Genomic DNA, 11,949 nt, shown 5'->3' with positions numbered 1-11,949 from the left:
CGCGGACTGGCCGTCCAGCTCCAGGCCCAGCGGCGAGCTCGCGATGACGGCTTCGCCGTGGCGCGTGATGCGGTAGCTGGCGCCGTCGTCAGCGATGTGCAGCGCGATCTGGCCGTCGGGGGACGTGACGACGGCATCGGACGCGTCGGCCCGGGACGCGGCCAGCGCGAGCAGGGCGGCGGCGATGTGGGGGAGCTTCTTCATCAACGTCTCTTTCAGGCTGTCTCTCGGGAACAGCCGTACGAGCAGGAGTAAGCCGGCGCGCGCGCCGTCAGATGACGGTGCCGCGGATCCTGATGGCCACGGCGATCGCGCCGGCCAGGCCCTGGGGCAGCTTCACTTCCAGCCACCGGTGGTTGCGGGTGAAATCGAGGCTGTCTGGCGAGCCGACGGCCTGGATGTTCTCGATGGCGCCAGGCGCCAGCGCGGATCCCTCGGCCAGCGTGGAGATGCGCAGCTTGCCGTCGCGTGGCCAGCCGAGCGAGATGGCGTAGAGCACGCCGTCCTTGGTCGTGAAGCGAATGTCCTCGGCCGTCAGCGGCATAGAGTTGCCTTCGCTGAACATGCCACCGCTGACCTTGGTGGGGCCTTCACCGTGGATACGCCAGGGGCGGGTGCCGTAGATCGCCTCGCCGTTGCGGGCCATCCACGTGGCAATGTCCTGCAGGATCTTGCGCTCGTCCGAATCGATGCTTCCGTCACCGCGAACCGGCACCGACAGTAGCAGGTTGCCGTTCTTGGAAACAATGTCGCAGAGGCGATGGATGACCGTGCTGGCCGGCTTGTACTGGTGGTTCTCGAAGATGCCGCGGCTGTAGTGCCAATCGCCCAGGCATGTGTCGGTCTGCCACGGGCGCGGCTCGATGCCTTCGCGGAAGCCGCGCTCCACGTCCTCGACGAGCGCTGGGCGCCACTCTTCGGGCATGACCTTGCAATTGATCACCGCCTCCAGCTTTCCGCCATTCCACGCCATGCTGGCGTTGTAGTAGTGCGCAGCGATGTCCAGCCCCGCCTGTCCGAGCGGCAATGCGTGGTTGTCGAAATAGACCAAGTCTGGTTTGTAGCTGTCGATCAGGTCGCGACACCGCAGCAGCCAGCTCCGCGTGAACGCCGGGTTGTGGATGGGCGGCTTCTCGTCCCAATGCGCGGTCTCGCTTTGCTGCCAGGCCTCGACGCTCCGCACGGTCTTGAAGCCGTCGGGCATGACGATGTTGCGTCCCGTGTAGAGATCCTGCGGGTCCAGGCCTTCCCACCATTTGCCTTTGCCGTCGGCCTGGGTGAGGTGGTAGGCGTCGTAGCGCTGGCCGGCGAGCGGCCCTTCGGCGTCGTAGGCGTAGGCCGGCTGGAACCAATGCCAGGCGTGCGCCGCGTGATTGCTGACGCCGAATCGCAGCCCGCGGGCGCGGGCGGCCTTCTCCCAGCCCGCGATCAGGTCGCGCCGGGGCCCGACACGCAGCGTGTTCCACGGGTGGTAGCGGGAGTTGAAGGCGTCGAGGTTGTCGTGATGGTTGGCCATCGCGACGAAGTACCTAGCACCGGCCTTCACATAGAGGTCCAGCAACTCGTCCGGATTCCAGTTCTCCGCCTTCCAGAGGTTCTGGATCTCCATGAAGCCGACCTTCGTCGGGTGGCCATAGGTTCGCACATGGTGGTCGTACTGCCAGTTGCCCTGGATGTACATGCGGCGGCCGTACCAGTCGCCCATCTCCGGTACGCACTGCGCACCCCAATGCGCCCAGATGCCGAACTTGGCATCCCGAAACCAGTCGGGCGTGCGGTAGTTATCGACCAGTGAATCCCAGTTGGGCTTGAACGTGGTGGGCGCCGCATGAGCGGAGGCCAGCGAGGCGGTGCCCATCGTGGCGGCGGTTGCCTGCAGCAGCGAGCGGCGGGAGAGCTTGTGATTCATCGTCTCGGGGTTTGAATGGAATGGAGGCCAGTCGGGGCCGGTGTCTTCATGCCCCGCTGGCGAACGCTGATGGATCGATGCGGCCCTGGCCGCGCGCATCCAGTACGACCTCGACCCGCCGACCGCGGTGGCGCAGGGCCACGCGCTGGCGGGAGGGACCGCGCAGCCTGACCCGGCTTAGGCGGCCGTCGGCCCAGTCGACATCCAGCTCCACGCCGCCGTGGGCGCGCACGCCATGCAGCCGGCCCTTGGGCCAGGCCTTGGGCAGCGCGGCCAGCAGATGGATCTCGCCGCCCCAGGACTGCACGATCATGTCGAGGATGGCCGCCGCGCCGCCGAAGTTGCCGTCGATCTGGAACGGCGGATGGGCGTCGAAAAGGTTGGGGTAGGTGCGCACCGGCCCCAGCAGGCCTTGCAGGATCTTGTAGGCTCGCTCGCCGTCGCCCAGGCGCGTCCACAGCGCCAGCCGCCAGGCCGTGGCCCAGCCTGTGCTTTCGTCGCCGCGCCGATTCAGCGTCACGCGCGCGGCCTGCGCCAGCGCGGGCGTGTCGCGCACGTTGATCTGCTCGCTCGGGTAAACGGCATACAGGTGCGACACATGGCGGTGCTGCTGCTCGGGCGCACCGGCATCCCAGTCATCCAGCCATTCCTGCAGCTGGCCCTGCGCGCCGACGCGGTCGGCCGGCAGGCGGGCGCGCGCCTTGCGCAGCGCGTCGGTGAAGTCGGGGTCGCTGTCATCGGCCGCGGCCTGCAGCTGGAGCGTCGCGTCGAAGAGGTCGCGCAGGATCTGCCGGTCCATCGCCGGGCCGGCGCAGACGGCCACCTTGGCGTGATGTTCGTTCTCGGGGGACAGCGACGGCGACGTGACGAGGCCGCGGCCCTTCGAGTCGTCGACCAGCGTGTCCAGGAAGAACACCGCTGCCCCCTTGAACAGCGGCAGCAGCCGGCGCCGAAGCGCCGGGCTGGGGTTGTACTGGTGGTACTGCCAGAGCGTCGTGCACAGCCAGGCACCGCCGGTGGGCCACATGCCCCACAGCGGGCCGTCCAGCGGCGCCGTGGCGCGCCACAGGTCGGTGTTGTGATGAACCACCCAGCCGCGTGCGCCGTAGCTGTCATGCGCCGTGCGGGCGCCGGTGACGGCCAGCTCCTCGACCATCTTCAGCAGCGGTTCCACGCATTCGCCGAGGTTGGCCGGCCCGGCAGGCCAGTAGTTCATCTCGGTGTTGATGTTGATCGTGTACTTGCCTTCCCACGGCGGGTGCAGCACCTCGTTCCAGATGCCTTGCAGGTTGGCGGGCTGGCTGCCCGGCCGTGACGACGACAGCAGCAGGTAGCGCGCGTACTGCACGTACATCGCGGCGAGCGCGGCGTCGGCCTGCTGTGGCACGCCCTGGATGCGCGCGTTTGTCGGCCGGGAGTTGGCCTCGTGACCGCCCAGATCGATTTGCAGACGGCGGAACAGCGCGCGGTGCGCTCGGACGTGGTCCTCGCGCAGCTGGCCGAACGGCTTGGCCGAGGCCGCCGTGGTGCGTTGGCGCACCGCAGCTACCGGGTCGCCGCTGACGTCCTGGTAGTTGACGTAGCTGGTCTCGCCGGCGACCACCAGCGTGAGCCGGCGTGCGCCACGCACGCGCAGTTGGTCGCCAACGGCTTCGATCTGGCCGTCGCCGACGGCCTGCACGCGCAGCGCATAACCCAGCTGGCCGGGGATGCCGAAAGCCGATGCGTTGCGGCCTTCGATCAGCAGCGCATCGTGGCCGTCGGCACGCACAGACAGCGACGCGGGCCGCTTGTCGGCGAGCAGGGACTCGCGGTGGTCCCACTGCGCGCCGACATAGACCACGCCGTGGGCGTCGTAACGGGTGTCGCCGAAACCGCCGTAAGGCTGGTAGTCGGGGTGGCGGTAGCCGAGGTCCAGGTCGATTGCGCCTTCGCCGTCCACCTCCAGCCGGATGACGGTCACCTGGTCAGGTGCGCTGCAGAATGCTTCGCGCGTGTGGCGCGCGCTGCCGTCGAAGAATGTCGTCAGCGCGACGGCGCTGTCGAGGTCCAGGCTGCGACGGTAGCGTGCGGCGCCCTTCAGGCCGGGGAAGTCCAGCATCAGGTCGCCCGCGCCGCTGAAGGGCATCTGCTTCATGGGCTTGCCCATCAGCGCGTCGGACACCAGCTCGTTGGCGGCCTGCCAGTTCTGCTGCTCGATGAGCGTGCGCACCTGTGGCAGCGCCTCGCGGAACTTCGGATTGTCCGCGACGTAGGGGCCACCGCCGTACAGCGTGTCGATGTTGAACTGCAGGCGCTCCTGCGCCGGGCGCCCGAAGACCATCGTGCCAAGCCGACCGCTGCCCAGCGGCAGCGCCTCGATCCACGGGCCGGCAGCCTGGTCGTACCAGAGCGTCAGCGCGTCGTCCGCCAGCCTGGCGGCGCCACTGCGGGCGAAGGCCGGCAGCGCCGAGAGGCTGCAGGCAAGGGTGGCGCCGGCGACGAAGCCGCGGCGGGTGGTGAGCAGGGGTGTCGTCATGTCGGTGTCGGCGGGGCGGGAGGCGGGGGCGCTCATTGAGGCGCCCTCAGCAGCTGTTGCAGCGTCGGTGCCATCGCGCGCTGCCAGATGTCGTAGCCGCGTTCGTTCGGGTGCAGCAGGTCGGGCATGACGTCCTTGCTGAGCGTGCCGTCCGGCTGCAGCAGCGCGGCATTGATGTTCAGGAAGTGCACGTTGCGGCCGTCCGCGTAGCCGGCAATGATCTGGTTGACCTGTTCGTTGATCAGGCGCTGAGCGTCGTCGGGCCTCTCGCCGCGCGGGAAGATCGCCAGCAGCAGCACTCGAGACTGCGGCAGTCGCTGGTGGATCTCGTCGAGCAGCCGCTTGATGCCGGCCGCCGTCGTCGCGGGCGCCTCGGCGCGGTGGCCGGTGTTGTTGGTGCCGATCATCAGCACGACCGCCTTGGGCGACAGGCCGTCGATCTCGCCGTGCTGCAGCCGCCACAGCACGTTTTCCGTGCGGTCGCCGCCGAAGCCCAGCGCCAGCGCGTGATGCTTCGCAAAGTGCTGCTGCCAGACGATGCGGCCGTCCTTCTCCCAGCCCTGCGTGATGGAGTCGCCGATGAAGACGATCTCCGGCAGCGTGCCGGCAGCCAGCAGCTGGCGCTTTTCTTCCAGCTTCTGTTCGTGGCGCGGCTTCCACCAGTCGATGGCCCAGGCCTCATTCAGCATCGACGGCGTCACGGACTCCGTGCGGTAGTCCGGGCAGGCCAGACCCGGCTTGCCGGCGCGGGCGATGCGCACGTTGGCGACGCTGACACGGCCGTCGCCCGTGCCTTCGAGCGCGAACGGCATCGTGATGGCCGAGAGGTCGGTGCGTTCCCGGGCGAAGCAGCTCATGGGCAGCGACACGTGCTGCCAGCCCTGGCCCGCCCAGCCACGCGCGGGCTCGATGAGATTGACGCTGCGCTCACAGCCCGGGCCGCAGGCCAGCTTGACGCGGATGCCGCCCCTGGCGAGTTCGGTCACGTCGAGATCGAATTCCAGCGTGCCGGCCGCGTAGGGCCGCAGGTCCAGCGGTGTGCGGCTTTCCACGCGCAGCAGGGATTGCCAGAGGTTGCGCCATTCGAACGCCAGCGCATCGCGCCGGCCCTGGCCGACATGAGCGCTGACGCCGGCGTAGCCTGAGCGCGCGTACTCGGCCTGCGGCGCCGGCGCGGCGACGGCCTCACCGGTCAGTTCAACCTGGGCTTCCCAGTGTCCGACGGTGATGCGCCAGGCGTCTGGCGTGGCAGGCAGGACATGCAAGTCCTGGGCGTGGGCGAGCGGCGCTGCGAGGGCGGTGCAGAGGATGAGAGCGTGGACGCGGTGGTTCATGGGAGAAGTTGCGTTTGACGGAGGTAAGGTGTTAGCGATAACGCCCCATCTTCACCTTGATCACACGAGGCGAGTCGGTGAAGTTCAGCCCCCAGTCGACCTGGTCACCGTTCCACCGCCGCGCCGCGACCCAGGCCCCGTCGGGGCCGAAGCGGCCTTCCTCGACGTGGTCGATCAGCACGCGCCCGCTGGCCTCGGCGTCGTCGATGCGGACGCGGGCCAACTGGCCGACAAGGATGAACTCGTCATCGCCGGTCTGCGCAATGGCCACGCCGCCCGAGGGCGTGCTCGCATGCGGCGGAGACTCCTTCTGGTTGCCCGGCCATTCGCGCTCGCCGAACTGCCACTGGCCGAAGGTGACGTGCGCCTTCCAGCCCTTCATCGCGACGAACTGGTCGGCATGGTCGTCCGGCTCGGCCACGCCGTAGGTGCGGCCCTCGAACGCCCATTGCGCCCATTGACGCTGCATGGGACGGAACGCGGCGAAGACCTTGCCGAAGGGCGCCACGGTGGCGCGGTCGTTGGTCTTGGCGCCGAGCGGGTAGTTGGCGTAGTCGAAGTAGTCGATGCCGAAGGGCGCGACGCCCAGCGAGCCGCGGCCCAGGATCAGGTAGAGATAGCGCGCATAGGCGCTGGCATTGCCCAGCTCCGGCACCCACAGCGGGTTGTCGGCGCGCTGGAACAGCTTCAAGTGGGCCTCCACCCTTGCCGATTCGGCGTGGTAGATGTCCGGTCCGACGATGTCGATGTGGGGCGCGGCGGCCTTGTAGATGTCGATGACGTCGTAGGTCGGGCCGCCGGCGGCGAAGTCCTTCTTCCAGGGCTTGGGCGGTTGCTCCAGCGGGTCACGCAGCGCGTTGTTGACGTACATCGGTAGGTCGTACGTTGCACGGCCGGCCTTGGCGATCTCCTCGATGTAGCGCGCGATGGCCCAGGCGTGAAAGTACTCGTCCGCGTAGTCGCCGTAGACCTCGCGCCAGTTGCCCGAGGCAGCGGCCACTGGCGGTTTGCGCGCCCGCACGACGGCCGGCACCGGCTGCTCGAACGCGGCCTGCGCGGCGCGGCCGTGGTCGCGCGCCAGGCCGAAGGTGCCTACCTCGTTTTCTACCTGCACCATCAGCACCGTGCGCTGCCGGCCGTCGACGCGCTTCAAGTGCGTCAACAGCGCCGTGAAAGCACGTCGGTCGGCCTTCAGCGTCTCCTCGCCGAACGGGGAGAGGCAGTAGCTGTCTTTGCCGGCCTCGTCGAGCATGCGGGGGAAGCGCTGGTTGTCGAACTTCACCCAGGCCGGCGTGTACTGCGGGCTGGTGTTCTTCCAGGTACCGAACCACAGCAGCACGACGCGCAGCTGACGCTCACGGGCCTGCTTGAGCAGCGTGTCGACGAAGGAGAAATCGAAGCGGCCTTCGATCGGCTCGATCTGCTCCCAGGCCACCGGCACCTCGACCGTGTTGGCCTGGATATCGGCAATCGCGGGCCAGACCTGCTTCAGCGCCTGCGCGTGGTTGCTGGAGTTGTGGACCTGTGCGCCGAGGATGAGGAAGGGCTTGCCGTCCACCAGCAGCGCATGGCGACCATCGCGTTGCACCAGGCGGGGAACGTCGGCAATGGCCGACGCCATCAGCGCCAGTCCAGCCAGGACGGCCGCAATGCAGTTGCAGCGATAGCTAAGGCGATTCATCGTTAAATGGAAGAAACATGACGCCGCCTCAAATGCAGCGTCGGCGTGACGGTGGAAGGTGCCAGCGGGGAGGCACGGTCATTTGGGCTTGCACCGACTCGAGCGGGCAGCCATGGCGTGACAGACCCGAGACCGCGGAGGCTGGCGTGGCGAGTGCTTGCAGGCGGATCAGGACGGGCGGTGCGGTGGCCTAGGGCGGTATGGGGCGTTAAGCGGTCATGTCTCGGACCCTTGTAATTCTTTGGCTGGATGGTCAAGCCAATCTGGTCATGCCACTTTGCCATGGCATCAATTTGGTAAGACCGGTAGATACCCCAATGGAATCGGCCCGCGCCAAAAGTCGCTTAACATGAAGATACCGGAAATTGATTGCGCTACCAGCGCGCAAATCCGACCAAGTCCTACAGGGAGATCAACGGTATGGCCATCCAACATCGTTCCGGCGAATCGCGGCGGCAATACCAGTTGGTCGCGGACAGGATTTGCGCTCTCATCGAGCAGGAGAAGATCGGTGTGGGTGCGCGGTTGCCGGCAGAACGCGAGTTGGCGCTGCAGTTGGGCGTGTCGCGTCCGTCGCTTCGCGAGGCCCTGATCGCGCTGGAGATCGACGGTCGTGTGGAGATCCGCGGCGGTTCAGGCGTGTATGTCTGTGCGAGGCAGGGCGGCAGCCAGGGGGCGGCCACGTCCTCTCTCGGCGACAGCCCGGCCGAGCTGATGCAGGCTCGGGTGGCACTGGAGGGCGCCGTCATCACGCTGGCGGCTGCCCGCGTGACGAAGGCGGGCCTCCAGCGGGTCGAAGAGGCCATGCTGGCAATGCGCGAGGAGCACAACGGTGGCGGCGGCCCCGTGGATGCGGATCGGCGCTTCCACCTCAGCATCGCGGAGATGGCCGGCAATGCCGTGCTGACTGATCTGGTGGGCAAGCTTTTCGACGGGCGGCACAGCCCCATCGCCGCGCGCATGAGCGGTCAGGTGGAGTCCTCGCACACCTGGCATGCCGCGCTGGACGAGCACGAGGCCATTTACCGCGCTCTTGAGTCGCGCAATCCCCAGGGCGCAGCTGCGGCGATGTGCACGCATCTGCTTGCCTCGCTGGAGCGTTGGGTGGGTGAGCCGGCAGAACCGGAGATCAGGCCGCCGTTGGCAGAGTAGGAGCGGTCTAGGGGCAGTGCCCTGTCGGGCTCAACCTGTCGCCTGCTCACGGACGGGCGTTGGTCAGGCTGCTCAGCACGTCGGCATGTGAAGGCATGCGGCTGACGGCGCTCTGGATGGCGTCACGGACGCCGTGAAGGTGCCGCTGCACGGTGCCTACGTCGAGCAGGTCGACGTAGGGGTCGTAGCGCCTTGGGAACAGGCCCAGGCCGAAGTACAGCGACGCCCAGGACGGTTCGGCGAAGCCGTCCGGTTCCAGGATGGCGATACGACCGGTGTCGCGGAACAGCTCGATCTGGTGGGCCAGGTTGTCGGGAATGGCCATCGCGGCGCAGTCGCGCCAGAACCGCGAGTCCTGCCGCTGGCCGAGCTTGTAGTGCAGGATGATGAAGTCGCGCACGGACTCGTAGCGATGGCTCATCTGCCGATTGAATTCGTCGGCCAGCTTCGGCGAGCAGTCCCGCCCGGGCAGTAAGGCGGTTAGCCGGCTTACGCCGTCCATGATCAGCTGGATGCTGGTGGACTCAAGCGGCTCCAGGAAGCCCGACGACAGCCCGATGGCGACGACATTCCGAACCCAGGCCTGGCGGCGCCGCCCGGTCACGAAGCGCTGCTGGCGCGGCTCGTCCAGCGGTTCGCTGTCGAGTTGTGACATCAGCAGTTGTGCAGCCGCGTCGTCGTCGAGGTGGCGGCTGCAATAGACGAGGCCATTGCCGGTGCGGTGTTGAAGCGGGATGCGCCACTGCCAGCCCGCGCCGTGCGCAGTGGAGGTGGTGTAGGGCGTTAGCGGGTCGACGCGCTTACAGGGCAGGGCGAGCGCGCGGTCGCAGGGCAGCCAGTGGCTCCAGTCTTCATAGGGCGACCCCATCGCGTCGCCGATCAGCAGCGCGCGGAAGCCCGAACAGTCGATGAACAGGTCGCCCTCGATGCGGCGACCGTCCCGCAACTGCACCGCCGTGACGAAGCCGTTCTCCGCGGAGGTCTCGACGCGGACGATGGTGCCTTCCACGCGTTGCACGCCGTGGCGTACGGCGTGCTCGCGAAGGTAGCTGCTGTACAACGAGGCGTCGAAGTGGTAGGCGTAGTCGAACGCGTTGGCGGGCGCCGGCTCGCCCGGCTGCGGCGGCATGAACCGGGCGCCGCGGGCCATCATCGTGGCGGTCGACCACTCCTCGTAGGACGGCAGCTTCGCATCCAGTTCGCGAAGGCGCAGCCAGTACGCCCACATCGGCCGATGGTGGATGGCAGGACCGAAACCGCCGAAACCATGGAAGAAACGGTGGCCGAGCCTGCCCCAATCGCGGAACTCGATGCCCAGCTTGAAGCTGGCCTGCGTGCTGCGAACGAAGTCGCGCTCGTCCAGGCCGAGTAGCTGGTTGTAGAAGCGCACGGTAGGCAGCGTCGCCTCTCCCACGCCGACCGTTCCGATCTCGGCCGACTCGACGAGCGTCACGTCGCAGTGGCCCGGCTTGCCGGGTCTGCAAAGCATGCGCGCGAGCGGCGCAGCGGTGATCCAGCCGGCGCTGCCGCCTCCGACGACGACGACCTTGTGCAAAGCGTCAGGACGCATGGATTGATCTCCTGTTCTGTTGTGGTCAAGCCACTTTGGTCTGACCGCGAGTTTGCCCTACTGTCTTTTGGTCATACCGCACCTCTAGTATCTGCGCAGCAGGAGCCATTGCAAGCGCCAGTTAGCTCGCAGCGCTCGTGGCTCACCTTGGCTTTGGCCAGACCAATCTACAGAACTAGGAGACAGACCGTGACGAAGAAGTTGGTTCCACATGCCCGCAAGTTGTCGCTTTTGGCGATCTGTGCCTGCCTCGCCGCCTGTGGCGGGGGAGGCGGAGACGGCGGGAGCGCCGGCGGTCGCGCTCAGTTCATTACGCTCGCCTATCCCGGCGGTGGCGAGCTGGGGCAGGTGAAGAAGCTGTCGGCCACGACGACCTCGGGTCTTCCGGTGACGTTCAGCACCAGTACCCCTGACTTCTGTACCGTGGCCGGCGACCAGCTCACGCTGGTGAAGGCAGGCGAATGTCGTGTCGTCGCCAGCCAGCCGGGCGGCAAGGGCACCGACGGCTCTCAATGGGCTGCGGCCGACGACGTCAGCCAGCTGTTCAACGTGCTGAAGCATGAACAGCAGCCGGACGTGCCGTATGCCGTCATGCTGCGTTTGGGCACCGCGACCGTCGAGCTGTCGGCGACGACCCGCGCCGGCGTCGCGGCGACCTACACGTCCGTCACGCCGCAGACGTGCACCGTCAGCGGCCGGACGTTGACGGTGCTTGCCGCAGGCGCGTGCGGCCTTGGCGTGACGGCGGCAGCGAACAATGACTACAGCGCCCTGACGGCGGGCAGCGCGCTCATCGCCGTGAGCGCGACGCCGCCGTTCGTCGTGGCGGCGCAAGGCCAGCCGCAGTCGGTCGTGCTTGCCGCTGTCGACAAGGACGGCAAGGCGATGAGCTACCAGAGCAAGACGCCGGCCGTGTGCGCGGTCGCCGGCGGCTCGCTGCGGTTGACGGCCAAGGGACTGTGCTCGGTGACGGCGTCAGCCGCGGGCGGGGGCGACGAAGAGCTGCAGATGTACGTGGACCCACGGTTCTTCGCATCGGGCTTCAGCACGGCGAGCACGAACCCCAGCCGCACCGTGGAGCAGGGCGACATTGCGACCAGCGCCGGCTTTCCCGACGCCTCGTGGTGCGGCGCGGTGACGCCGTCTTACTGCAACCCATCGGTATCGCCGATCAGCGCAACGTTCAGCTACGACATCAAGCCCGCCAGCAACAGCAACTGGAAGGGTGACTTCAGCTGGTCGTACTTCAGCTTCGAAATCGGCGCGCCGATGGCGCGCAACGGTTCGTCATTCGACCTGCTGCCCTTCGACCTCAAGACCGAGGAGTCGCTCTACGTTGGTCTCGCCGTGAATCAGACGCTGGCTGACGGCAAGGAAGGCATCTTCGTCCGCATTCAGACCAACCACCTGCTGAAGAAGAAGGATGGCAACGACTGTTATGTGACGGCATCGGTGCACCTGGTTCCAACGACCGCCGCCTTGGTGGGCTACGTGATTCCGCTGAAGGACTTTGCCATCACGGACAAGTGTGAAAGCGACGACCTGCCGCAGACCGAGGGCTGGATGTTCGACTGGGGTGTGTCGGCCGAATCGAAGGCGGCGGCGCTCGACCAACTCCGTGCCTACGGCATCCGCAGACTGCAGTTCGCGCCCGTGACGCTGAACAGCAAGCGTCCGACGGCCAACGCCGATGGTTCCGTCCCGACGGATCCCAAGGACCCGGCGTACACGTTGACGACGGGCATCACGGTGATGAGCCCGATCACCGTGCAGTGATGCGCGTGC

The 11,949-nt window shown here is 67.4% G+C and carries 8 protein-coding genes; 2 read left to right on the top strand and 6 right to left on the bottom strand.

Annotated elements, in window-relative coordinates; all coding sequences use genetic code 11:
* The 5 genes from LXT13_RS25845 to LXT13_RS25825 all read right to left on the bottom strand — a co-directional run.
* The coding region (locus tag LXT13_RS25845; protein ID WP_233375200.1) for a glycoside hydrolase family 97 N-terminal domain-containing protein at positions 1-204 on the bottom strand (204 nt) is incomplete at its 3' end.
* Positions 205-271: 67 nt separating this feature from the next.
* Positions 272-1,909, bottom strand: coding sequence for an alpha-L-fucosidase (locus LXT13_RS25840; RefSeq protein WP_233375199.1), 1,638 nt, complete (start codon positions 1,907-1,909; stop codon positions 272-274).
* Positions 1,910-1,955: 46 nt separating this feature from the next.
* A complete protein-coding gene (locus LXT13_RS25835; protein WP_233375198.1) occupies positions 1,956-4,463 on the bottom strand; it encodes a glycoside hydrolase family 95 protein in 2,508 nt (835 codons plus the stop codon).
* Positions 4,460-5,761 carry a GDSL-type esterase/lipase family protein gene (locus LXT13_RS25830; protein ID WP_233375197.1) on the bottom strand — a complete coding sequence of 434 codons (1,302 nt, stop codon included), beginning with the start codon at positions 5,759-5,761 and terminating at the stop codon, positions 4,460-4,462. The genes LXT13_RS25835 and LXT13_RS25830 overlap by 4 nt, the downstream gene beginning before the upstream one ends.
* A gap of 31 nt (positions 5,762-5,792) precedes the next feature.
* Complete coding sequence (locus LXT13_RS25825) at positions 5,793-7,442, bottom strand: DUF5597 domain-containing protein (protein ID WP_233375196.1); 1,650 nt, start codon at positions 7,440-7,442, stop codon at positions 5,793-5,795.
* 420 nt (positions 7,443-7,862) lie between these two features.
* On the opposite strand from LXT13_RS25825, the gene LXT13_RS25820 reads away from it, so the two are divergent.
* The gene (locus LXT13_RS25820; protein ID WP_233375195.1) at positions 7,863-8,594 is read left to right on the top strand and encodes a FadR/GntR family transcriptional regulator; all 732 of its coding nucleotides are present in this window, start codon (positions 7,863-7,865) and stop codon (positions 8,592-8,594) included.
* A gap of 46 nt (positions 8,595-8,640) precedes the next feature.
* On the opposite strand, the gene LXT13_RS25815 is transcribed toward LXT13_RS25820, so the two are convergent.
* Positions 8,641-10,083, bottom strand: a complete 1,443-nt coding sequence (locus LXT13_RS25815; RefSeq protein WP_233375194.1) for a tryptophan halogenase family protein — start codon at positions 10,081-10,083, stop codon at positions 8,641-8,643.
* Between LXT13_RS25815 and LXT13_RS25810 the strand changes: the two genes are divergently transcribed.
* Entirely contained in the window at positions 10,054-11,940 is a 1,887-nt protein-coding gene (locus tag LXT13_RS25810) for a hypothetical protein (RefSeq protein WP_233375193.1), read from the top strand. The two genes, LXT13_RS25815 and LXT13_RS25810, sit on opposite strands and share 30 nt — an antisense overlap.
* Positions 11,941-11,949 lie beyond the last annotated feature (9 nt).

This window comes from Pelomonas cellulosilytica (genome assembly GCF_021353265.1).
GTDB lineage: Bacteria > Pseudomonadota > Gammaproteobacteria > Burkholderiales > Burkholderiaceae_C > Pelomonas > Pelomonas cellulosilytica.
This window is presented reverse-complemented; position numbering and strand designations above follow the sequence as displayed.